The organism is Ruminococcoides intestinale, assembly GCF_040095935.1.
Taxonomy (GTDB): Bacteria; Bacillota; Clostridia; order Oscillospirales; family Acutalibacteraceae; genus Ruminococcoides; species Ruminococcoides intestinale.
In genome coordinates this window covers 88,060-111,031 of the sequence record NZ_JBBMFQ010000002.1, presented here as the reverse complement: position 1 = coordinate 111,031, position 22,972 = coordinate 88,060, and the positions used below count along the sequence as shown (strand labels likewise).

The window sequence follows — 22,972 nt, the reverse complement described above, 5'->3', positions numbered from 1 at the left end:
TTTGTTTGCTTTTGTTGACAAAAATATTTTTTAGCACATTCTTCAACATCGGGTTGAAGAATGTTTATGGAATGTTGAAAAATATGTTAAATAATTCAGCCTATCTGTCACGGATATTTTTGATGGTATCGTCAATGATTTCTTTGACCTTTCTGTCCTTTTCCATCATCTTCTGAACCTTCTGAATTGTATATATAATGGTGGAATAATGACGGTTGCCGAATTCTTCACCGATTGCAACCATTGAAAGCGTTGTAAGCTCTCGTGTAACATATATTGCAATATGTCTTGCGTTGCTGATATTGGCACTGCGGTTTTTCTGTGAACGAATTTCGTCTGCCGAAACGCCGTAGGTTCTTGCAACCTCGTCAATAATGCGTTCAACGGTAACCTCGGGCGGAGCGTCATTGTTGAGAATGTCGGAAATTATGCCCTGAACCGAATTAATTGTCGGTTTTTCACCGTCAAGGTAGTATTTGGCTTTGATTTTTTTAACTGTTCCCTCAAGCTGACGAATATTTGCCTTGATTTTAGATGCAACATACTCGCAGACTTCGTCCGAAATTTCAACTCCGTCAAGTTCTGCCTTTCTTTTTATAATGGCAATTCTTGTTTCAAGATCCGGAGGCTGGATATCTGCAATAAGATCCTGCTCAAATCTTGAACGCAAACGATCCTCAAGAGTTTTGATTTCCTTAGGAGGACGGTCTGATGTGAGAACAATCTGTTTTCTTGCGTCATAAAGTGCGTTAAAGGTATGGAAAAATTCTTCCTGTGTACTTTCTTTACCGCCGATAAACTGAACATCGTCCACGAGCAGAATATCCGCCTGTCTGTATTTTTGTCTGAATTCATTCATCTTGGCAAGACGGAGCGACTCAACAAGCTCAACGGTAAAATCGTCGCCTTTTATGTAACAGATAACCTTTGACGGATCGTTTTTCTTGATTTCATTGCCGATTGCATACAAAAGGTGAGTCTTGCCGAGTCCCGAGTTTCCGTAAAGAAAGAGGGGGTTGTAGGCATGTGACGGATTTGTTGCAACTGCAAGACAGGCTGCATGAGCAAACTTATTTGACGAGCCGACAATAAATGTGTCAAAGGTGTATTCGTAAGAACTGCTGTCGGGGCTTTGCAAAAGAGGAGCGGTTGCCGCCGATGTTGTGATTGATGCCGCCGCAGACGGCTTTGATTTTTTCGGCGCATTTGCCGGTGTGCGGAACTCAATATTGAACTTTGTTCCGAAAATCTCTTCAAATCCCTCATTGAGAAGCGACATATAGCATCTCCTCAATGTTTGGGCGTGAAAGTCATTTGGCACGAGAAGATAAGCGGTTCCGTTGTCAAAGTCAAGGTCAACTGGCTGAATTCTGCTGATCCATGTATTGTAGGCGATGTCGGTAATTTTAGATTTACAGTAATCGCTTATAACTTTCCATGCGTCTTCAAAGGAGTCCATTAATTTAATCTTTCCCTTCCACGGTGCAACACACTGCACCCATTTTCCATAATTATCCCATTTTGATAAAATACCATTCTGCTTTATTATAACGCAACAAATTTAAAATTGCAATTACAAAAAGCCATTTGTAATTTATTGTAATTTATACTTTATTATTATTAAAGTGCGCAAACAGGGTGTAAATTTTACAATGATTCGGATATATAGTGTGTGTTAAATTCTGTGTTGCAATATATTGTATTTACCGATAAAGAAAAATAATTTGCTGCTGTTTTTCAAAATCAAAAGAAAATTTTAAATTTCATTTTAGAAAATAAAAAAATAAAAATTTTTGTTGACTACGGGCTGAAATTAAGATATAATGCTATATTGCAAGGTTATATTTTGAAGGGAGGGTTTTCATTATGTTGAGAACTTATCAGCCTAAGAAGCTCCACAGAAAAAAGGAGCACGGCTTCAGAAAGAGAATGTCTACATCTAACGGCAAGAAAGTTTTAGCCAGAAGAAGAGCTAAAGGTAGAAAAAGGTTGTCTTATTAAAGAGAAGACCACTTTTAACCGGTGGTCTTTCTTTTTTAATGCACCTGTTTGCAAGGTGGTAAATTTATGAGTGAATATATCACTTTGAAGGATAACAGGGATTTTTCCGGACTTTACAGACGTGGAAAATCCTTTGTTGGTCCTGTTTTGGTAACTTATGTGTTAAAGAACAAATCCGATAACCTGCGTTTTGGAATAACCACCGGCAAAAAAATCGGAAAAGCCGTAAGGCGCACAAGGTCAAGGAGGGTAATAAGAGAGGCTTATTACAAACTTTATCCCGATATAAAAAAAGGATATGACTTTGTTTTTGTTGCCAGAGGTAAAACACCCTATGTTAAAAGCACTGTTGTTTACAAGGAAATGAAAAAACAGCTTTCGCTTGCAGGTGTTCTTAAAGAGGGATAGTTTTATGAAACGAATTCTTCTGGCAATTATCAGGTTTTACCGGACCTCAGTTTCTCCGTTGACGGCAAGTCATTGTAAATACATTCCGACTTGTTCGCAATATGGTATTGAGGCAATTGAAAGGTTTGGTGCACTCAAGGGCACAGCGCTTACCGTTTGGCGTATTCTGCGCTGCAATCCGTTTTCAAAGGGCGGGTATGATCCCGTTCCGGAAAAAAAGCCAAAGAGTAAGAAATTAAAGTGAGGTAACCGTATGCAGATCTTTGGTTTTCTTGGAAGCTTGCTCGGCTATGTGCTGTGGGGAGCTTTCTATCTTCTTAAAGATTTCGGACTGTCAATTATCGTCTTTACAATTATTGTAAGACTTTGTATGTTTCCTTTTACAATCAAACAGCAAAAATCAATGGCAGGTACCGCAAGACTTTCCAAAAAACAAAAGGAAATTCAGGAAAAATATAAAAATAACAGACAAAAGGCACAGGAAGAAATATCTAAGCTCTATGAAAAAGAGGGCGTAAAGCCGACAGGCGGCTGTCTTACGATGATTGTTCCGTTCCTTGTTCTTTTCGGAGTATTCTACGCTGTTGCATATCCGCTTACAAACACACTTCATATCGACAGCGCAAAGGTAACCGAAGCTCTTAACTATGTAAATACAATTCCCGGATATACTGCGGCGTCGGGCGCAACCAATGCCACATATCAGGAAATTTATTTTTTGAAGGATTTCAGCTGTTTCCAAAATATTGACGCCATTCAGCAGATTTTTTCTGCCGACCAGCTCAATACAATCACTATGTTTGAAAAGGGATTTAATACATTCGGTATGAACCTTTTCGCAATTCCGCAGGACTACGGTCTTTGGAGTCCGATGATTCTTTTCCCTGTAATATGTTTTGCATCAAACGTACTTACACAGTTTATCACAATGAGAATCAACGGAAAGAACAATCCTATGCAGCAACAGCAGGGCTGTATGAAGGTTATGATGTATGCAATGCCGCTTTTCTCGGCATATATCGCCTACATTGTTCCGTCAGCCGTTGCATTTTACTGGATTGTATCTTCACTCGTAAGCCTTGTTCAGTCGGTTATCGTGGGCAAGCTTTTCAGCCCTCAGAGAATGACAGCAACATCCGAAGCAAGACACGCCGCTCTTATGTTTGAGCAGGAGGCTCTTGTTCAGTATAACTATGTTCCGCACGGTCTTTCAGAGAGTGCAGAAGAAAATACAAATTCCAAAAAGAAGAAAAAGAAGTAGAAGTTTGAAATCAGGTGATATTGTGATTAAAGAAGCTATCGGCATTGGCGATAACGAAGTTGACGCATTAAACGATGCAAAAAAGCAGCTTGGTCTTGACGAAAATGCAGAGGTTGATTTTGAGGTTATTCAGAGAGCCGAAAAGAAAAAATTCGGTCTTTTCGGAGGTCAGCCTGCAAAGGTTAGGGTTACTCTCAAAGAAACTCCTGCAGAAAAAGCTGAACAGTTTTTGAGAGATGTTCTCAATAATATGAAGCTTGAAAGCGTTGTGATAGAGAAGAAAGAAATTGAAGGCGGTATCGAGTTCAATCTTTCGGGTGAGGATGTCGGTTTTGTAATCGGCAGAAGAGGTGAAACACTTGACTCACTTCAGTACCTTACAAGCCTTGTTGCCAACCACTCTGACAACAGCTATTTTAAGGTAACTATTGATACCGGAAACTACAGAGAAAAAAGAGAAAAGACTCTTGAAATTCTCGGCAGAAAGCTTGCTTTCAAAGCTGTTAAAACAGGCAGAAAGACAAATCTTGAGCCAATGAATCCTTATGAGAGAAGAATTATTCACACTTCTGTTCAGAAGGTAAACGGTGCTATTTCATGGAGCGAAGGCGAAAACGCAAACCGCCATGTTGTTATCGGTCCTGATCCAAAGGCAAAGCCCGTTCGCAGAAACGGCGGTTATAACAACAGAGGCAGAGGCGGCAGACGCCCATACAGCGCAAACCGTTCCGAGCATAACACTCCCGCAAATCCTGACAGAAAGCCCCTTAACGAGGGCGGTGCAACAGGTCTTTACGGAAGAATAGACAAATAATTACAGGGCGGTTTTTAACCGCCCTTTTTTCTTGGTGATTTTATGAATTACGATACAGTTGCCGCAATAAGTACCGCTCAGGGCGAGGGCGGTATCGGCGTTATTAGAATTTCGGGTGACGATGCACTTCGGATTGCCGACAAAATTTTCAACTCCGTTTCGGGTAAAAAGGTTACTGAGATGAAAGGCTATACGGCATCGTTCGGAAAAATTTCAGAAGACGGTGAAGATATTGACGAGGCGGTTGCACTTGTTTTTAAGGCGCCTCACAGCTATACCGGTGAAGATGTTGTTGAGCTTTCGTGCCACGGCGGACTTTACATTACAAAAAGAGTTCTGCGTGCTGTTCTCAATGCCGGCGCCGTTCCGGCTCAGGCAGGAGAATTTACAAAGCGAGCATTCCTAAACGGCAAAATCGACCTCACCGAAGCTGAGGCTGTAATTGATATTATAAGTGCTAAAAGCAGGGGTGCGGCAAGGTCTGCTCTTTGTGTAAAAGAGGGTGCTTTGCGTAAGAAAATTGACGGTGTAAAAAATGACCTCCTCTCAATGGCGGCTCACCTTTCTGCGTGGGCAGATTATCCCGAGGAGGATATTGCCGAGGTTACGGCTGATTCCGTAATTGAAACCTGTGACAAGGCAATCAAGTGTTTTAAGTCTTTACTTGACAGCTATGACTGCGGTCAGGCGGTAAAAAAAGGCATTGATACCGTAATTGCCGGTAGACCGAATGTAGGAAAAAGCACGCTTATGAATTTGCTTTCGGGATATGAAAAGAGTATTGTAACCGATATTCCCGGAACTACGAGAGATATTGTTGAAGATACGGTAACTGTGGGCGATGTTGTTCTGAATCTCAGCGATACGGCAGGACTTCGTGATACTGACGATACGGTTGAGAAAATCGGTGTTGACAGAGCGAGAAAAAGACTTGAGCAATGCGGTCTTTTGCTTGCTGTTTTTGATAACAGCAGAGAGCTTGACGAGGACGATTATGCACTCATTGAGTCTGCAAAGCTTGTGCCTTCAATTGCTGTAATTAATAAGACTGATCTTGATAATAAGCTTGATATAGAATATATCAGTAAAAATATAAAATATATAGTATATATATCTGCAATCAGTGGTGACGGCAGAGATGAATTAACAAAGGCTGTTGAAAAAATTGCAGGAACTCAAAACTTTAATCCGAGTGAAGGCGTTCTCTCAAATGAAAGACAGCGAATTGCCGTTAAAAATGCACTTGATTCGGTTATTGAGGCAATGAACGCACTTGAATGCGGTATGACATTTGACGCAGTAACAGTTTCAATTGAGGATGCAATTTCACACTTACTTGAATTAACGGGTGAGAGAACAAGTGATGAGGTTGTGGATAGGGTGTTTCACAACTTCTGCGTAGGAAAATAGGTGATATTATGAATTATTTTGCGGGTGAATATGATGTTGCAGTAGTCGGTGCAGGTCACGCCGGAATCGAGGCGGCTCTTGCGGCGGCAAGGCTTGGCTGTAAAACTGCAATATTTACCATAAATATGGATGCGGTCGGAAACTGTCCCTGCAATCCGTCAATCGGAGGAACAGCAAAAGGACATCTCGTCCGTGAGATTGACGCACTCGGCGGTGAAATGGGAAAGACTGCCGATGAATGTTTTTTGCAGTCCAGAATGCTTAACAGGGGAAAAGGTCCGGCTGTTCATTCGCTGAGAGCACAGATTGACAGAAGAAAATATTCTTCCGTTATGAAACATAAGATTGAATTACAGAAAAATCTCGACCTTCGTCAGGCTGAAATTACGGATATTGAAAAGATGGAGGGCGGTTATAATCTTACTACAAGAATGCTTGCCGTATTTAAGTGCAAGACCGTTATTATTGCAACGGGTACATATCTCGGTGGAAGAATTTTTGTCGGTGAGGTTTCATATGAAAGCGGTCCCGACGGAATTTTTCCCGCCACATTTCTTGGTTCAAGCCTTAAAAAACTCGGTCTGCCTTTGAGAAGATTTAAGACTGGTACTCCGGCAAGAGTTCTGAAAAGTTCAATTGATTTTTCTGAGCTTGAAGTTCAAAAAGGTGATGAACCTCCCCAGCCGTTCTCTTATGAAACTGAGAATCTCGGTGAAAACAAGGTTGAATGCCATGTCAGTTGGACAAATGACGAAACAAAGCAGATTATTCTTGAAAATATCAACCGTTCTCCGCTTTATGCCGGCAAAATTGAGGGTGTTGGTCCCCGTTATTGTCCAAGCTTTGAAGATAAGATTATGCGTTTTAAGGATAAGCCAAGACATCAGCTTTTTATTGAGCCGTGCGGACTTGATACCGAGGAAATGTATCTTCAGGGAATGAGCTCATCACTTCCGGAAGAAGTTCAGCTTAAATTCTATCACACAATAAAAGGTCTTGAACATTGCCTTATTATGCGACCTGCTTATGCAATTGAATATGATTGTGTTGATCCGCTTGCAATGAACCCGACGCTTGAATTTAAAGATTTTGAAGGACTTTTCGGTGCCGGTCAATTCAACGGTTCTTCGGGATATGAGGAGGCAGCGGCTCAGGGACTTGTTGCAGGAATTAATGCCGCAATGAAGGTTCTCGGCAGAGAGCCTGTTATATTCGACCGTTCGGAAAGCTATATAGGCACACTTGTTGATGACCTTGTTACAAAGGGAGCAAATGAGCCATATAGAATGATGACTTCAAGAAGTGAGTACAGACTTGTACTTCGTCAGGATAATGCCGACGAAAGACTGACTCCACTCGGTCACAGAATTGGTCTTATAAGCGACGAAAGATACGCAAAGTTTCTTAAAAAACAGGAGCTTAAAAAAGAAGAACTTAATAGACTTAAAAGTACGGTGATTTCACCTACTGATGAGGTAAATGAGATACTTGTTTCACGTGAAACATCTGAAATTACTTCGGGTGTGCGACTTATTGACCTTATGAAACGGCCTCAGCTTGGTTATGATGCACTCAAGAACATTGACAAAACAAGACCGGAGCTTGATCCGAATATCTTTGAACAGGTTGAAATTGAAATTAAGTACGAGGGCTATATTCAAAAACAGCTTAAACAGGTTGAACAAATGAAAAAGCTTGAAGTTAAGCAATTGCCAAAGGACTTTGATTACAATGAAATTGAAGGACTTCGACTTGAGGCAAGGGAAAAGCTTAATAAGATTAAACCGCTCAATATCGGACAGGCGTCAAGAATTTCGGGCGTTTCTCCTGCGGATATCAGCGTACTTCTTATCTGGCTTGCTCAGAACAACAGGAGGCAGTAATGGCAATTAAAGATACTCTTACTACCGTTACTGATGGTTTTAAAACCAAACTTGACGATGAAATGCTCCAAAGGTTTGAAATCTACTTTAAATTGCTTGTTGAGTGGAACGAAAAGATGAATCTTACTGCAATAACCGATGAACACGGTGTTGCGGTCAAGCATTTTGCCGACAGCCTTACACTTTACAACTTTGTTGATGTAAAGAAGAATGCAAGCATTATTGATGTGGGAACAGGTGCCGGTTTTCCCGGTGTTGTGCTTAAAATTGCAAGACCTGACATTAAGCTGACGCTTCTTGACAGCCTTAACAAAAGACTTACATTTCTCGACACAGTTCTTAACGATACAGGACTTGATTCCGAGCTTGTTCACAGCAGGGCAGAGGAGGGCGGTAAAAATAAGCTTTATCGTGAAAAGTTTGATATTGCCGTTTCAAGAGCAGTTGCAAGGCTGAATGTTCTCTGCGAATACTGCTTGCCGTATGTCAAGGTTGGCGGTTTGTTTGTAGCAATGAAAGGACCAAATGCCGATGAAGAACTTGACGGAGCAGAAAATGCTTTGAAATTACTCGGCGGTAAGGTTGAAAAGGTTCACAAGTTTAATCTTCCGTGTGACGAGGGCGAGCGTACAATCATTGTAATAAAAAAGGTAAAACCTACACCAAAACAATACCCGAGAATTTCGGGCAAAATAAAGTCACAACCGTTGTGATAAATATCGACAGCTTTTTTAATAAATTACCATTTTGTGGTAAAACTTCTTAAAAAAGTTGCTCACAAAGCGACAACAACCGCACCGTGTCTATGTTATTATAATAGCACAGGGACAACCCCTGATGCTAACGAACATTGAGGCGATGCGGTTGAATTTTATGCTCAAAAACGATAACAAAGTTTTAGAGATTCCGATTATTAAAATCAGACCGAACAAAGCACAACCTCGCAAAACCTTTGACGAAACCGAACTTGCCGCTCTCTCTGCATCAATCAGCGAAAACGGTATCTTGCAACCGTTGTCGGTGAGAAAAATCTCGGCTGCGGAGTATGAACTTGTGGCAGGTGAGCGCCGCCTCAGGGCATCGGTTTTGGCAGGATTACGAAAGGTGCCGTGCATCGTTTTAAAGTGTTCGGAAAAAGAGTCAGCCATTTATGCTCTCCTTGAAAATCTCCAGCGAAGCGACCTCGGTATATTCGAGGAAGCTCGCGGGATTTCAAAGCTGATCAGGCGCTACGGTCTTACCCAAGAGGAGGCAGCGAACCGACTGGGCAAAAGCCAATCAACAATTGCAAACAAGCTAAGACTTCTTCGTCTTACATACGAGGAGCAGGAATGGATTGTAAATGCAGGATTGAGCGAAAGACACGCAAGGGCTCTTTTAAGAATTGAAGATGACGCTTTAAGACATGAGGCTCTGTCAAAAATAATTTCGGAGAATCTCAACACAAGTCAGACTGATGAACTCGTCAGCATTTTAATTAATTCAGTACCAAAAACAACAAAATCCAAAGGTACAAGCAAAGCGGTGATAAAAGACTTACGAATTTTTCTTAACACAATCAACAAGGCTATTGATACAATGCGTCTTGCAGGAATCGACGCACAATCAGACAAAAAAGACACAGACAATTTTATTGAATACACAATTCGGATTCCTAAAAGATATCAAAAGCCTGATGCAGAAAAAACTGCTTAATTCACTTTTCAGAGGGTGCGAAAGCATCCGTTCCACTCATACCCATTTCCTTATCTAAACCCCTTGCAAAGAGTCGCACAGTAATGTGCGGCTTTTTGCGTTGTATAGTTTTTATTTTTTGGTTACACAGGAAATGTTTCACGTGAAACATTTGCTTTTGATTAAGAAAAAAAGTTGCATTAAATCCCAAAAAATCTTCAAAATAGCTTTAAAAATGGTGTGCATTATGATATAATTTTAAAGTAAAAGATATAAAAATCATAAAAACAAAAGACAAGGTGATTTTTTGGCAAAAATAATTGCAATATCAAACCAAAAGGGAGGTGTGGGAAAGACCACAACCTCCGTTAATCTTGCGGCTTGTCTGGGAAAAATGGGAAAGAAAACATTGCTTGTTGACGCTGATCCACAGGGAAATGCCACAAGCGGTGTCGCCATTGATAAGAGTAAAGTTAAGTTTTCAACTTACTCAATTCTTGTTGACGGTGCAAAAGCCGAACAATGTGTTCTTACAACCCCGTATGACAATCTGCATATTCTTCCGTCAAGCCTTGATTTGGCTGCCGCAGAGCTTGAAATTGCAGAAAAACCGCACAGAGAGGCACTTTTAAAGAATGCTTTGCTCCCGATAAAGCAGTATTATGATTACATAATTATCGACTGTCCTCCGTCACTCGGACTTATCACGGCAAATGCATTGACGGTTGCCGACACATTTCTTGTGCCGATTCAATGCGAATATTATGCGCTTGAGGGATTGTCACAGCTTATCAATACGGTAAGAAGAATAAAAAGACAGTACAACGAATCAATTGAAATTGAAGGCGTTCTGCTAACAATGTATGACGGACGACTTAATCTTACACAACAAGTAGTAGATGAAGTGAAAAAATTCTTCCCACGAAAGGTTTTCAAAACAGTTGTTCCGAGGGGAGTAAGACTTTCCGAAGCACCGAGCTTTGGTATGCCTGTTATCTACTACGACAAATCCTGTAAGGGCAGTCAGGCATATACGGCACTTGCCGAGGAAATAGTCGGAAAGGAGAGAGGCTGATTTGGCAAAAAAACTCGGTGGTCTTGGAAAAGGCCTTAACGCAATATTTATAGAGAACGATTCCGAAACAGAGGGCGGAACAGTAACACTTAAAATTTCGGAGATTGAACCGAACCGCACTCAGCCGAGAAAAGAATTTGATGAACAGGCTTTGTCGGAGCTTGCAGAGAGTATTTCACAGCACGGACTTTTACAGCCGTTGCTTGTTCGTCCGCTTACACTCGGCGGTTATCAGATTGTTGCAGGTGAAAGAAGATACAGAGCAAGCCGTATGGCAGGACTTACCGAAGTCCCTGTTATAATAAAGGAGCTTACCGATACCGAAACAATGGAGATTGCTCTTATTGAAAATCTTCAGCGTGAGGATTTAAGCCCTGTTGAAGAGGCTCTCGGCTACAAGGCTCTTATTGATGAACATGGTTTTTCACAGGAAGAAGTTGCAAAGTCGGTCGGAAAATCCCGTCCCGCAGTTGCAAATGCATTAAGACTTCTTAAACTTCCCGATAACATAATGGAATATCTCAAAGACGGCAAAATCTCGGCAGGTCATGCAAGAGCATTGCTTACGCTTGAGAATGAAGAACTTATGACGGAGCTTGCAGATGAAATTGTTGCAAAAGATCTTTCGGTAAGACAGGTTGAGAAAATCTGCAAGAAAAAACCGACAGTTCAGAAGGAAGAGAAGCCTGAAAAAAAGCCTTCGTTCTACAGCATGGTTGAACTTGCACTTTCGGAAAGCCTTGGACGAAAAATCAGCGTTTCAAAGAGCAAGGGCAAGCAGGGCGGTGTTCTTCAGATTGAATTCTATTCGGACGAAGAACTTACAGAGCTTTCAAACAAACTTAAATAACATTACATAAAGAGGTATTTTAAAATGATAGATATTAAATTTTTAAGAGAAAATCCCGACGCAGTAAAAGAAAATATCAAAAAGAAGTTTCAGGATTACAAGCTTCCGCTTGTTGATCAGGTAATTGAGCTTGATGAGCAGAGCAGAGCCGTTAAAAAACAGGCTGATGAACTCCGTTCAAACAGAAACAAAATTTCAAAGCAGATTGGCTCTCTTATGGCTCAGGGCAAAAAAGAAGAGGGTATGGCTCTTAAAGAAGAAGTTACAAAGCAGGCACAACAGCTTGCAGAGCTTGAAAAGAAGGAATCAGACCTTTCTGCAAAGGTAACGGAAATCATGATGCAGATTCCTAATATTATTGATCCGTCTGTTCCGATTGGTAAGGATGACAGTCAGAATGTTGAAATTGAGAAGTTCGGCGATCCGTTTGTACCTGATTTTGAAATTCCTTATCACACAGAAATTATGGAAAAATTCAACGGTATCGACCTTGATTCTGCAAGAAAGGTTGCGGGTAACGGTTTCTATTATCTTATGGGCGATATTGCAAGACTTCACAGTGCAGTAATCGCATATGCCCGTGATTTTATGATTAACAGAGGTTTCACATACTGTGTACCGCCTTTTATGATCAGAAGTAATGTTGTAACAGGCGTTATGAGCTTTGCCGAGATGGATTCAATGATGTACAAGATTGAGGGCGAGGACCTTTATCTTATCGGCACAAGCGAACATTCAATGATTGGTAAGTTCATTGACACAATCAACAAGGAAGAAAATCTTCCTTACACTCTCACAAGCTATTCGCCTTGCTTCAGAAAAGAAAAGGGTGCTCACGGCATTGAGGAGAGAGGCGTTTACAGAATTCATCAGTTTGAAAAGCAGGAAATGATTGTTGTTTGTAAGCCTGAGGACAGCAAAATGTGGTTTGACAAGCTTTGGCAGAACACAGTAGACCTTTTCCGTTCAATGGATATTCCTGTTCGTACACTCGAATGTTGTTCGGGCGACCTTGCTGACCTCAAGGTTCGTTCACTTGATGTTGAAGCCTGGTCACCTCGTCAGAAGAAATATTTTGAGGTTGGTTCATGTTCGAATCTCGGTGACGCACAGGCTCGCCGCCTTAAAATCAGAGTTACAGGCGAGGACGGCAAGAAATACTTTGCACATACTCTTAACAACACGGTTGTTGCACCTCCGAGAATGCTCATTGCGTTCCTTGAGAACAACCTTAACGAAGACGGCACAATCAGGATTCCTGAGGCTCTTCGTCCTTACATGGGCGGTATGGAGGTTATTAAATAATCTTATGCGGCATCTGCCCAAAGTTCAGCAAACTATATCAAATATTAAAACAAAATTATAAAATTATATTGACATTGTACCGTACTAATGGTATAATTTACCTTGCTAAAATCCCTTGAAAGAGGTTAACGGAGGTAATTATTATGAAACAGAGAAGTGTAGGTATTGCAATCCTTCTTTCAATCATCACTTGCGGTATTTACGGAATTTACTGGCTCATTATGCTCAATGACGAAACAAACTATGTTTCAGGTCATCAGCAGGACGGCACATCAGGCGGAGTCGTATTTCTGCTTACACTTGTAACTTGCGGTATTTACGGTTATTACTGGTGCTACAAGCAGGGCGAAAAACTCAATGAGGCAAAAATGCAGAGAGGCATTATGATTGATACAAGTGCATCTGTAATTTATCTTGTTCTTTCAATCTTTGGTCTTAGCATTGTTTCTTATGCTCTTATGCAGAGTGAGCTTAACAAGATGCTTCCTCCACAGTAATCAATGAAAAAAAGATTATTAAAATTTTCAACGGCTGCGATTATTTTGGTCGCAGCCGGTGTTTTATATTATTTAATTGTTTCGTTTACAGGCTTTGCAATTCCTTGTGTTTTTCGCAAAATAACGGGACTTTATTGCCCAGGCTGCGGTGTAACCGGTATGCTTACACATATTCTGCGGCTTGATTTTAAAGGTGCTTTTGAGTGCAATCAGGTTTTGTTTGTAATCTCACCGTTCATTCTGTATCTGCTCGGAAAAATGCTTTACGGCTACATAAGGTACGGCAGACTTACTCTGAAAAAATTCGACACGGTTCTGACATTTGTGCTGATAGGAATACTGCTCGTTTTCGGAGTTGTCAGAAATCTTCCGCCTTTTGACATTTTAAGACCGTATGGATAAAATGTTAATAACTTTCTGAAAATTAGAAATCCCCGAACATTTTTGTGTTCGGGGATTGTTGTTATGATGTTAAGAAAATACGAGAAGTTTTCAACATTGAATCAACGGTGATTTATCACTTTAAATCACTGAAAGAAATTCTTGAGTATGTATCATTGTTGAGTGTAAGAGTGTCGCCGTCAACAGAGTATGTGTATTTATCTGTTGTTTTTTTGTCGGAGGTTGTGTATGTTGAAACAATTTTACCTTCGCTTGCCGTGTAGTTTGAATATGCAAACATATAGTCAAAAAGATTCTGATACATAATTCCGCTCTTGTCAAAGCAGAGATACTCACCGCTTTCTGATTTCCAACAGCCTACAAGCTTATCATCAATTGATGCGTCTTTGTCGGGGGTGGGAATAAAGTCGGGATCGTCTGTTTTCTTGAGCGTTGAAACCGCCTTTGTATCCGTATTTGTCAGCTCGGCAGTTTTTTTGTCATCTGAAAGCTTGTAGGTGTAAGTTCCGTTCAATCCGAAAACAAGCTTTGTGGTAAATGTCGGATTGTTGTCATCATCGGTATCGTAGCTGTATTTGCCGAAATATCCCGAAGTTCCGCTGATGAGTATAGACTTGCCCTCGCCGTTAAACATATAGTAAAAGCTTGCATACTGCGAACCCTCGCCCGAGGTTATCTGCCATGTGCCTACAAGGTCATCTTCGTCATTTTCTTTGCAGGTATGCAATGATTTTAAGTCAAACGATTCATTCGTCGTACCGGATTTTGCAGTGCCTTCAGTAGCCTGTACGGTTGTCTGAGCTTCAGTGGGTTTTGTGGTATCAGCTGTTGAAGAATTTGCCGAGTCGGAACATCCTGCAAATACTGCAATCGAAAGAGCGATTGTACCGACTAAAACGCTTTTTTTGAAAATCTGTTTTGTTATGTTCATTTTATACCTCTGTTATCACATAATAAGCCTGTCACGGTAACCAAAATAAAGCAAATATTCAGTAAAACAGGCAATACAATACTATTTTATAATTTACGGAACATATTGTCAATACAGAAAAATGAATTACAAATTTTTTGTTTAAAAAAACTTTTTCTGTCTTGATAATCACAGGTCGATTTGTTATAATAATAGGTAACAATAAAAATCGAATTTTGTAGTATGGAGGAATAATATGCTGAATACAAGTTATGACGAAAAATTTGGCAAGAAGGGCCTTACATTCGACGATGTTCTCCTTATTCCGGGCGAATCAGATGTTGAACCCAAGAATGTTGATGTGTCAACTCATCTTACCAAGACAATCAAGCTTAACACTCCGCTTATGACTGCCGCTATGGATACTGTTACCGAAACAGATATGGCAATTGCCATGGCTCGTGAGGGCGGCGTTGGTATTATTCATAAGAATATGTCAATTGAAAAGCAGGCAGATCAGGTTGACAGAGTAAAGAGAAGTGAAAACGGTGTTATCGTTAATCCGTTCTTCCTTTCTCCCGAGAACACAGTAAGAGATGCAGATGAACTTATGGGTAAGTACAAAATTTCAGGTGTTCCGATTTGCCGTGACGGCAAGCTTGTCGGCATTATTACAAACCGTGATATGCGTTTTATGACAGGCACCGATTTTGCACAGCCGATTTCTGCTGTTATGACGCACGAAAACCTTGTTACCGCTCCTGTCGGCACAACTCTTAAGCAGGCTCAGCAGATTCTCCGTGAGCACAGAATCGAAAAGCTCCCGATTGTCGGCAAGGACGGCAGTCTTAAAGGACTTATCACAATTAAAGATATTGAAAAGAGCGTTCAGTATCCCAACTCTGCCCGTGATGACAAGGGCAGACTCATCTGCGGTGCCGCTATCGGTGCTACAAAGGATGTTCTTGACAGAGTTGCCGCTCTTGTTGAGTCACAGGTTGATGTTGTTGTTCTTGACTCAGCACACGGTCATAACTCAAATGTTGTTCAGTCTGTTGCAAAGGTTAAGAAAGCATATCCGAACCTTCCTCTTATCGCAGGTAACATTGCTACGGCAGAAGCAGCAAAGGCTCTTATTGACGCCGGCGCAGACGCTATTAAGGTTGGTATCGGTCCGGGCTCTATCTGCACAACAAGAATCGTTGCAGGTATCGGTGTTCCTCAGATTACAGCTATCTATGACGCCGCTTGTGAAGCGTCAAAGTACGGTATCCCTGTAATCGCAGACGGCGGTATCAAGTACAGCGGTGATATCGTTAAGGCACTTGCCGCAGGCGGCAGTGTTGTAATGGTCGGCTCACTTGTTGCAGGTTGTGCCGAAAGCCCCGGAGACAACGAAATCTATCAGGGCAGACAGTTTAAGGTTTACAGAGGCATGGGCAGTCTCGGAGCAATGGGCAAAGGCAGTGCAGACAGATACTTCCAGGCAAGTAACAACAAGTTTGTTCCCGAAGGCGTTGAAGGTCGTGTACCTTACAAGGGACCGCTTTCAGACACAATTTATCAGATGCTCGGCGGACTTCGTGCAGGTATGGGTTACACAGGCTGTGCAACAATCAAGGATCTTCATGAAAAGGCAAGATTTGTTCAGATTTCAGGTGCAGGTCTGCGTGAAAGCCATCCGCATGATATTCAGATTACAAAAGAAGCTCCTAACTACTCTTATCATTCATAATTGATAAATCATAAATATTTGCATAAAATAAAAGAAAAGGATGTGCCGACAGTTTATGTACAGACTCGGAATTGATCTGGGCGGAACAAACATTGTAGCCGGTGTTGTTGACGAAAATTACGAAATTATCGCAAAGGCAAGCTGTAAAACAAATGTACCCCGTCCCGAAAGCGAAATCTGCGACAGTATGGCAGATGTTGCATTAAAGGCAATTGAAAAAGCAAAACTCACAATTGATGATATTGAGTCAATCGGTATCGGTGTACCGGGTGCGGTTAATCCGAAAACAGGCGTTATAGAGTATTCGGCTAATCTTTTCTTCCATAACTGGCAGGTTGTCAAGATGATGGAGGAAAGACTCAATACAAAGATTTGCGTTGAAAACGATGCAAACGCTGCTGCCCTCGGCGAGTATCTTGCAGGCAGTGCAAAGGGTGCAAAAAATGCGATTGCAATAACACTCGGCACAGGTATCGGCGGCGGTATCATTATTAACGGCAAGATTTACAGCGGTTCTAACTATGCAGGTGCTGAGCTTGGACATATGGTTATCGTTAAAGACGGTAAGGAATGTGCGTGCGGCAGAAAGGGCTGTTGGGAGGCGTATGCGTCTGCAACAGGTCTTATTAACCTCACAAAGCAGGAAATCCTCAAGGAAAACTTCGACTTCAGTTATATGCTCAAGTCATGTGACGGTGATATTAACAAGGTTACAGGCAAGACTGCGTTTGATGCTGTTCTTGCAGGTGATGCAAATGCCAAAACCGTAATTGACGAGTATATCGGTTATCTCGCTTGCGGTCTTGTGAATATTATTAATATTTTCCAGCCGGATATCCTTTGTATCGGCGGCGGTATTTCAAATCAGGGCGAGAATCTTCTTGCTCCACTCCGTACGATTGTTGAAAAGGAAAGATATACAAAGCATAACGATAAGCAGACAATCATCTGCAAGGCAAGCCTTGGCAATGATGCAGGCATTATCGGTGCGGCTTTTCTTGAATAATTGACAAACTGTTAAAATTTACTTCGTGATTTCGGGCGGAAAAATGTATTTTCTGCCCGAAAAGCGGATCCTTAAAATAATAAAAACTTTTTTGAAAAAATTTAAAAAAAGTGTTGACAAATCGTCCTTTTTGCCCTATAATAAATCTTGCTGATTTCGGTTAGAAATCCTCATGTATTACATGGCGGAATAGCTCAGCTGGCTAGAGCATTCGGTTCATACCCGAAGTGTCGTAGGTTCAAGTCCTATTTCCGCTACCATATTTGGCCCGGTGGTCAAGCGGTTAAGACACCGCCCTTTCACGGCGGTAACACGAGTTCGATTCTCGTCCGGGTCACCAAATATATTTGCCGGTGTGGTGGAATAGGCAGACACAAGGGACTTAAAATCCCTCGGTCATTGCGACCGTACCGGTTCAAGTCCGGTCACCGGCACCAAAAAACAGCCACGAGGGCTGTTTTTTTCGTTTCGGTGATTTTTTAATTGTATAGTTGTTGCTGTTTAAGGACCATCCGTTTTGGATGGTCTTTCTTGATTATTTGTGAATATATCATTGACAAGATATGTTTATTAGTTTAAAATTAAAGCAGATAGTATAAATACTTTTTTGTTGCATACAGATATTTGTATGCTAAAGAAAAGGGTGTGGTGTGCTATTAATAATACGAAGGAGGAAACTAATATGGCTGTTCTTGCAGTACCAATGGATAAAACATTTGAAGTTGCTGTTGATAAGGTTGAAAATTTCGATAAAAAAGCAAAAGAGCATTCCGGAAAACATCTTCTTCAGGATAGGTTGAAAAAGCACAACAAAGGTGATGTTGAGTGGGATTTGAAAAAGTAAAAAAGTTTAAATATAAATTTAAAAGAATTTCCTCAATTAACATTGAATTAATTGAGGAATTTTCTTGTGGTTTAGAAGAACTTGACAAAAAGCTTATACAGATGAAAGAAAATGACGAGGGAACTACATTTGTTTTTCTGGATGAAACAAATGGTCAGATAATCGGATATTGTACCTATTGTGCATCAGGACTGAAAAAAGCTTATGAAAATGATTCAATAACTTATCCTGCAGCCGAAATAAAATATTTTGCAATAGATAGAACCTATCAGCATAAATCTTATGACGATGATTTTAAATTCAGCGATTTAATGTTGTGTGAGGTTTTGAAAAAATTGATTGAGATTTCCGAAGAAGCAATTTCTTTTGATTATATCTTATTGTATTCAGTACCCGAGGCTGTAAACTTTTACAAAAGAAATGGATTTTGTGAATTTACAGAGTTTATGAAAAAGGATTCTTACAACTATATTGACGGGTGTATTCCGATGTTTTTTACATTATAATTAAACACAACAAAGCCTTGCAAGTAAAAAAATTGCAAGGCTTTTATAATTTGGTTGGCAACATAAACTTATGTTGAAACAGTTTCTGTATAGCTTGCGTAGCAAACATAGTTCGCCGATGGCAGATATATATGAAAATGACCTACTGAAAAACAGCAGGTCATTTTCGGAGAGAGTATATTTTAAGAAGAAAGATTTATACGATTCTTCGGTGTTAATAAAATTGTATTTGTGTATGTTTGGTGGAGAGAAAGGAAATTTGTATCAAAAAAATTTATGAATAGGATCTGCACAAATCCATGCTGTAAACCATATTGTCCTTAGAAACCATGGTTATGGGGGTTGTGGGGGAAAGCTCGTTAAACTTTACAAGAAAGCTGTTGTCTTTTCCGTCGTGCATACCCGTTACAATGCGTTCAACATTGTTATCACCTACAAATTCGGCAGTAACCTTTGGTGCGTCATCTGAAAACATTACGGTCATATCTGCACCCGATTCCTTTGCAATAAGGTAAAGATACTCGATTTCATCACTTACTGACGAATAGTCTGACATCGGTTTTAAAACGCTCATAACTCTGAGTTCGCAATCAGAGCTGTCGGCAATTTCTTTGGCAATTCGGATAATTCTGTCACAGTTGTACTGACTTGTGACGCAGGCAAGAACTGCCGACTTCGTGTTTTTCAATTTTTTCACCTCCTTTTTTATTGTGACTATATCATAACAGCCGTTTTTGACGGAAAAATATTCATATTGTGAACTTATTGTGAATTTTTGCTTTTTTAATAAATGTGCGCAAAATTTAAAAAATTCAGTATTTATCAGCATTTTCAGAAAATTATTTTAAAAATAGTATATGAGTATACGAGAGTATATGAGAGTAAACAAGCGTATTTGAGAGATTGTTCAAAGCTAAATTAAATTTTTTCAAAAAAGTGTTGACAATGGGCATAAATTGTAATATAATCAATCTCACAGTGAAAAAATACAGGAGGATATTGTTATGTCAACTTTTTTAGCTAAACCAAACGAAGTTGAGCGCAACTGGTATGTAATTGATGCAGCCGGCAAGTCACTCGGTCGTGTAGCAGCTCAGGCAGCTACTCTCCTCAGAGGTAAGAACAAGGCTACTTTTACTCCCAATGTTGACTGTGGTGATCATGTAATCATCATCAACTGCAAGGACGCTGTTCTTACAGGTAACAAGCTCACACAGAAGAAGTGGCAGCGCCACACAGGCTATATCGGCCATCTTAAGGAAACTCGTTACGATACACTTATGGCAACAAAGCCTACAAAGGCTATGGAGCTTGCTGTTAAGGGTATGCTTCCTAAAAATACACTCGGCAGAGCAGCTCTTTTAAGATTAAGACTCTTTGAGGGTGCAGAACACAATCATCAGGCTCAGAAGCCTGCAATGATTGAAGACTAATTGAAGGAGGCAAAAGATAATGTACGATAAGACACCTTATTTTTACGGTACAGGCAGAAGAAAAAGTTCTGTTGCTCGTGTAAGACTTTATCAGGGCACAGGCAAAATCACAATCAACGATCGTGACATTGACGATTACTTTGGTCTTGAAACACTCAAGCTCATCGTAAGACAGCCTCTCGCTCTTACAGAAACAGACGAGAAGTTCGACATCGTTTGCAGAGTATCAGGCGGCGGCGTAACAGGCCAGGCCGGTGCTATCCGTCACGGTATTTCAAGAGCTCTTCTTCAGTATGACACAGAGAATCTCCGTGGCAAACTCAAGAAGGCAGGCTTCTTAACTCGTGATCCGAGAATGAAAGAGCGTAAGAAATACGGTCTCAAAGCAGCTCGTCGCGCTCCGCAGTTCAGCAAACGATAATCGACTGCTCAGACTATATCAAAATGGTTCAAAAAGCCCGGAAAATCAAGGTTTTCCGGGCTTTTGCTATATCTAAACGGGCTGATATGGTTTGACCAAATTTGGCAAAACGAGAGCCGATTTCACCCAATTTTTAGTGGTTAAATATAGGACAACCGGCAAAAATGGGGTCAAAAAACGGCCTTAGTGGTTAAAAAATAGGACAACCAGAGAGCAATTTCGGGGGTATTTTTGAGGGTGATTTGGCACTCTCAGACACCGGATTTTTCGCTGGAGGGTTTGGCATAATCTGACCAAATCTGAACAATTAAATACGATTCTAATGCAGGCACTCAGTAACAAATAACTGGGTGCTTTTTTTGTTTCAGAGATTCCGGCATTAGAAAGGGCCGTCACTTTATGATTTTGAAGTGGCGGCTTTTTCTATTTCCAGAAACAACAGCAACAATCAGAAATGAGGTGAAGTCATGAACACACAAATCATCGCCATCGCCAACCAGAAAGGCGGCGTTGGCAAAACAACAACCTGTGCGAACTTGGGAATAGGTCTGGCACAGGCCGGAAAGAAAGTGCTTCTGATCGACGGGGACCCACAAGGAAGCCTGACAATCAGCTTGGGAAATCCGCAACCGGACAAGCTGCCATTTACACTGTCGGATGCAATGGGCAAAATTCTGATGGATCATCCTATACGCCCCGGAGAAGGTATTCTGCATCATGCAGAAGGCGTTGACCTGATGCCTGCGGATATTCAGCTTTCCGGTATGGAGGTTTCTCTGGTAAACGCCATGAGCCGTGAAACAATTTTACGGCAATACCTGGACACACTGAAGGGACAATATTCCCATATCCTGATTGATTGTCAGCCCTCGTTGGGGATGCTTACGGTCAATGCGCTGGCGGCTGCGAACAGGATCATAATTCCCGTTCAGGCAGAGTATCTGCCCGCCAAAGGGCTGGAACAGCTTCTATCTACGGTCAGTAAGGTGAAACGGCAGATCAATCCAAAGCTCCAGATTGACGGTATCCTGCTGACGATGGTGGATAACCGCACCAACTTTGCCAAAGAGATTGCTGCTTTGCTGCGGGACACCTATGGAAGTAAAATCAAAGTCTTTGGAACGGAAATCCCCCATTCTGTCCGGGCAAAGGAAATTAGTGCAGAGGGAAAAAGTATTTTCGCCCATGACCCTAGAGGCAAGGTGGCAGAGGGGTATCGAAATCTGACGAAGGAGGTGTTGAAACTTGAAAAGCAGCGCGAAAAAAATAGAGCTGGCCTCGGTAGATGATCTGTTCTCCACCGAAGAAGGCCGTCAGGATGCAAAGCTGGAAAAGATTCAGGAGATTCCGCTGTCTGAACTGCATCCCTTTAAGAACCACCCATTCAAAGTCAAGGATGACGAAGCCATGATGGAGACCGCTGACAGTATCAAGCAGTATGGCGTTCTGGTTCCGGCGATTGCTCGACCGGACCCGGAGGGCGGTTATGAACTGGTGGCCGGACACAGACGGCACAGAGCAAGTGAACTGGCAGAAAAAGAGACCATGCCGGTAATTGTCCGTGATCTGGACGATGATGCCGCCACGATCATTATGGTTGACAGCAACCTGCAACGAGAAAGCCTGCTTCCAAGTGAGAGGGCCTTTGCCTATAAAATGAAGTTGGAGGCTATAAAACATCAGGGAGAACGCTCAGATTTAACTTCTCGCCAAGTTGGCGAGAAGTCGCAGACATCAATTCAGCTGGTTGCAAATCAAGCAGGAGAAAGTCAAAGGCAGGTTCAGAGATTTATTCGCTTGACTGAGCTGATTCCCAAACTGCTGGACATGGTGGATGAAAAGAAAATTGCCTTAAATCCCGCCTATGAGCTGTCCTTTCTCAAAAAGGAGGAACAGGTAGACCTGTTGGACGCGATGGACAGCGAACAGGCTACCCCTTCTCTTTCTCAAGCCCAGCGGCTCAAAAAATACAGTCAGGAGGGGCATCTGACCCTCGATATGATGCGTGTCATCATGGGTGAGGAAAAGAAAAGCGATCTGGACCGAGTGACATTTACCTCTGACACCTTGCGGAAATATTTCCCTAAAAGCTATACGCCCCAGCGGATGCAGGAAACCATCATCAAGCTGCTGGAGGCATGGCAGAAAAAGCGTCAGAGAGACCAGGAGCGATGAAAGGAGCCGCCTATGAAAGATATTTCAGCAAGGGAGCTGAAAGGACATAACATTCTTGCCGTGGAACGCTTTGAGGACAGCACCCGATGGATGATTGAGTTTGTTGTTCTCCATCCGTGTAGTGCTTACGGGAGCAGAGGTGATGAAATGCGTCTGTTTCTTGCAGAGGACAGCTATCAGAATGCTCTCCAAGACCAGCAGCGCCGGAAAATCAAAATCAAGCGGTATGCCCGTGTTGTTGAGGGACACATCCTCGACTTTAAGCCGGGAAAGAAACGCACAAGAAAATATAGAGAAAGTTGAACGCCACAATTCTTTGATTTGGGATTGTGGCTTTTTTTGTACCCAAAATTCGGAAGGAG

Annotated in this window: 26 protein-coding genes and 3 tRNA genes; 26 read left to right on the top strand and 3 right to left on the bottom strand. The window is 41.5% G+C overall.

From position 1 onward, the window contains the following. Positions 1 to 100: 100 nt before the first annotated feature. Positions 101 to 1,459: a chromosomal replication initiator protein DnaA gene (gene dnaA, locus WMO31_RS04260; protein WP_015523015.1), complete on the bottom strand. Its 1,359-nt coding sequence runs from the start codon at positions 1,457 to 1,459 to the stop codon at positions 101 to 103. A 407-nt stretch (positions 1,460 to 1,866) separates the two neighbouring features. Here dnaA and rpmH point away from each other — a divergent pair, with 407 nt between their 5' ends. The 14 genes from rpmH (at position 1,867) to WMO31_RS04190 (ending at position 13,580) form a co-directional block, all read left to right on the top strand. Continuing rightward, positions 1,867 to 2,001 (top strand): 50S ribosomal protein L34, encoded by a 135-nt coding sequence (rpmH, locus tag WMO31_RS04255; protein ID WP_015523014.1) that lies wholly within the window; start codon positions 1,867 to 1,869, stop codon positions 1,999 to 2,001. Positions 2,002 to 2,067: 66 nt separating this feature from the next. After that, positions 2,068 to 2,409: a ribonuclease P protein component gene (rnpA, locus tag WMO31_RS04250; protein ID WP_015523013.1), complete on the top strand. Its 342-nt coding sequence runs from the start codon at positions 2,068 to 2,070 to the stop codon at positions 2,407 to 2,409. 4 nt (positions 2,410 to 2,413) lie between these two features. Then, the gene (gene yidD / locus WMO31_RS04245; protein WP_015523012.1) at positions 2,414 to 2,653 is read left to right on the top strand and encodes a membrane protein insertion efficiency factor YidD; all 240 of its coding nucleotides are present in this window, start codon (positions 2,414 to 2,416) and stop codon (positions 2,651 to 2,653) included. A gap of 9 nt (positions 2,654 to 2,662) precedes the next feature. Beyond that, positions 2,663 to 3,670 carry a YidC/Oxa1 family membrane protein insertase gene (locus WMO31_RS04240; protein WP_015523011.1) on the top strand — a complete coding sequence of 336 codons (1,008 nt, stop codon included), beginning with the start codon at positions 2,663 to 2,665 and terminating at the stop codon, positions 3,668 to 3,670. A gap of 4 nt (positions 3,671 to 3,674) precedes the next feature. Continuing rightward, positions 3,675 to 4,484 (top strand): RNA-binding cell elongation regulator Jag/EloR, encoded by an 810-nt coding sequence (jag, locus tag WMO31_RS04235; protein WP_242956369.1) that lies wholly within the window; start codon positions 3,675 to 3,677, stop codon positions 4,482 to 4,484. Positions 4,485 to 4,526: 42 nt separating this feature from the next. After that, entirely contained in the window at positions 4,527 to 5,894 is a 1,368-nt protein-coding gene (gene mnmE / locus WMO31_RS04230) for a tRNA uridine-5-carboxymethylaminomethyl(34) synthesis GTPase MnmE (protein ID WP_303806752.1), read from the top strand. Between the two features lie 8 nt (positions 5,895 to 5,902). After that, positions 5,903 to 7,777 (top strand): tRNA uridine-5-carboxymethylaminomethyl(34) synthesis enzyme MnmG, encoded by a 1,875-nt coding sequence (gene mnmG / locus WMO31_RS04225; protein WP_367999267.1) that lies wholly within the window; start codon positions 5,903 to 5,905, stop codon positions 7,775 to 7,777. Then, positions 7,777 to 8,490 carry a 16S rRNA (guanine(527)-N(7))-methyltransferase RsmG gene (rsmG, locus tag WMO31_RS04220; RefSeq protein WP_367999266.1) on the top strand — a complete coding sequence of 238 codons (714 nt, stop codon included), beginning with the start codon at positions 7,777 to 7,779 and terminating at the stop codon, positions 8,488 to 8,490. The genes mnmG and rsmG overlap by 1 nt, the downstream gene beginning before the upstream one ends. Positions 8,491 to 8,650: 160 nt before the next feature. Beyond that, positions 8,651 to 9,472, top strand: coding sequence for a ParB/RepB/Spo0J family partition protein (locus WMO31_RS04215; protein ID WP_367999265.1), 822 nt, complete (start codon positions 8,651 to 8,653; stop codon positions 9,470 to 9,472). A gap of 286 nt (positions 9,473 to 9,758) precedes the next feature. After that, positions 9,759 to 10,526 (top strand): ParA family protein, encoded by a 768-nt coding sequence (locus WMO31_RS04210; RefSeq protein ID WP_046432327.1) that lies wholly within the window; start codon positions 9,759 to 9,761, stop codon positions 10,524 to 10,526. A gap of 1 nt (position 10,527) precedes the next feature. Next, positions 10,528 to 11,376 carry a ParB/RepB/Spo0J family partition protein gene (locus tag WMO31_RS04205; protein ID WP_021883894.1) on the top strand — a complete coding sequence of 283 codons (849 nt, stop codon included), beginning with the start codon at positions 10,528 to 10,530 and terminating at the stop codon, positions 11,374 to 11,376. Positions 11,377 to 11,400: 24 nt separating this feature from the next. Further along, positions 11,401 to 12,681: a serine--tRNA ligase gene (gene serS, locus WMO31_RS04200; RefSeq protein WP_367999264.1), complete on the top strand. Its 1,281-nt coding sequence runs from the start codon at positions 11,401 to 11,403 to the stop codon at positions 12,679 to 12,681. Between the two features lie 143 nt (positions 12,682 to 12,824). After that, complete coding sequence (locus tag WMO31_RS04195; protein WP_155130423.1) at positions 12,825 to 13,178, top strand: DUF4234 domain-containing protein; 354 nt, start codon at positions 12,825 to 12,827, stop codon at positions 13,176 to 13,178. A gap of 3 nt (positions 13,179 to 13,181) precedes the next feature. Beyond that, on the top strand, positions 13,182 to 13,580 hold the full coding sequence (locus WMO31_RS04190; RefSeq protein ID WP_367999263.1) for a DUF2752 domain-containing protein: 399 nt from the start codon (positions 13,182 to 13,184) through the stop codon (positions 13,578 to 13,580). Between the two features lie 115 nt (positions 13,581 to 13,695). On the opposite strand, the gene WMO31_RS04185 is transcribed toward WMO31_RS04190, so the two are convergent. Next, positions 13,696 to 14,511: a hypothetical protein gene (locus WMO31_RS04185; protein WP_117931264.1), complete on the bottom strand. Its 816-nt coding sequence runs from the start codon at positions 14,509 to 14,511 to the stop codon at positions 13,696 to 13,698. A 235-nt stretch (positions 14,512 to 14,746) separates the two neighbouring features. Between WMO31_RS04185 and guaB the strand changes: the two genes are divergently transcribed. The 7 genes from guaB to WMO31_RS04150 all read left to right on the top strand — a co-directional run bounded on the left by guaB (position 14,747) and on the right by WMO31_RS04150 (position 18,581). After that, a complete protein-coding gene (guaB, locus tag WMO31_RS04180; RefSeq protein ID WP_337567072.1) occupies positions 14,747 to 16,225 on the top strand; it encodes an IMP dehydrogenase in 1,479 nt (492 codons plus the stop codon). A 55-nt stretch (positions 16,226 to 16,280) separates the two neighbouring features. Then, positions 16,281 to 17,231 (top strand): ROK family protein, encoded by a 951-nt coding sequence (locus tag WMO31_RS04175; RefSeq protein ID WP_367999262.1) that lies wholly within the window; start codon positions 16,281 to 16,283, stop codon positions 17,229 to 17,231. Positions 17,232 to 17,414: 183 nt separating this feature from the next. After that, positions 17,415 to 17,491: transfer RNA gene (locus WMO31_RS04170), tRNA-Met, on the top strand. A 5-nt stretch (positions 17,492 to 17,496) separates the two neighbouring features. Next, positions 17,497 to 17,571 (top strand) — tRNA-Glu (locus WMO31_RS04165). A gap of 9 nt (positions 17,572 to 17,580) precedes the next feature. Continuing rightward, positions 17,581 to 17,668: transfer RNA gene (locus WMO31_RS04160), tRNA-Leu, on the top strand. 245 nt (positions 17,669 to 17,913) lie between these two features. Next, entirely contained in the window at positions 17,914 to 18,075 is a 162-nt protein-coding gene (locus tag WMO31_RS04155; RefSeq protein WP_021883900.1) for a hypothetical protein, read from the top strand. Next, positions 18,057 to 18,581: a GNAT family N-acetyltransferase gene (locus tag WMO31_RS04150; RefSeq protein WP_337606641.1), complete on the top strand. Its 525-nt coding sequence runs from the start codon at positions 18,057 to 18,059 to the stop codon at positions 18,579 to 18,581. Before WMO31_RS04155 ends, WMO31_RS04150 begins: the two co-directional genes overlap by 19 nt. Positions 18,582 to 18,855: 274 nt before the next feature. Here WMO31_RS04150 and WMO31_RS04145 read toward each other — a convergent pair whose 3' ends face one another. Next, positions 18,856 to 19,269 carry an adenine nucleotide alpha hydrolase family protein gene (locus WMO31_RS04145; protein ID WP_046432338.1) on the bottom strand — a complete coding sequence of 138 codons (414 nt, stop codon included), beginning with the start codon at positions 19,267 to 19,269 and terminating at the stop codon, positions 18,856 to 18,858. A 316-nt stretch (positions 19,270 to 19,585) separates the two neighbouring features. Here WMO31_RS04145 and rplM point away from each other — a divergent pair, with 316 nt between their 5' ends. The 5 genes from rplM (at position 19,586) to WMO31_RS04120 (ending at position 22,913) form a co-directional block, all read left to right on the top strand. Next, entirely contained in the window at positions 19,586 to 20,014 is a 429-nt protein-coding gene (rplM, locus tag WMO31_RS04140) for a 50S ribosomal protein L13 (RefSeq protein ID WP_015523000.1), read from the top strand. Between the two features lie 19 nt (positions 20,015 to 20,033). Next, on the top strand, positions 20,034 to 20,435 hold the full coding sequence (gene rpsI / locus WMO31_RS04135) for a 30S ribosomal protein S9 (protein ID WP_015522999.1): 402 nt from the start codon (positions 20,034 to 20,036) through the stop codon (positions 20,433 to 20,435). A gap of 467 nt (positions 20,436 to 20,902) precedes the next feature. Then, entirely contained in the window at positions 20,903 to 21,724 is an 822-nt protein-coding gene (locus WMO31_RS04130; RefSeq protein WP_367999261.1) for a ParA family protein, read from the top strand. Next, positions 21,681 to 22,610 carry a ParB/RepB/Spo0J family partition protein gene (locus WMO31_RS04125; protein WP_367999260.1) on the top strand — a complete coding sequence of 310 codons (930 nt, stop codon included), beginning with the start codon at positions 21,681 to 21,683 and terminating at the stop codon, positions 22,608 to 22,610. Before WMO31_RS04130 ends, WMO31_RS04125 begins: the two co-directional genes overlap by 44 nt. Positions 22,611 to 22,622: 12 nt before the next feature. Further along, entirely contained in the window at positions 22,623 to 22,913 is a 291-nt protein-coding gene (locus WMO31_RS04120) for a DUF5720 family protein (RefSeq protein WP_118217502.1), read from the top strand. Positions 22,914 to 22,972: the final 59 nt, after the last annotated feature.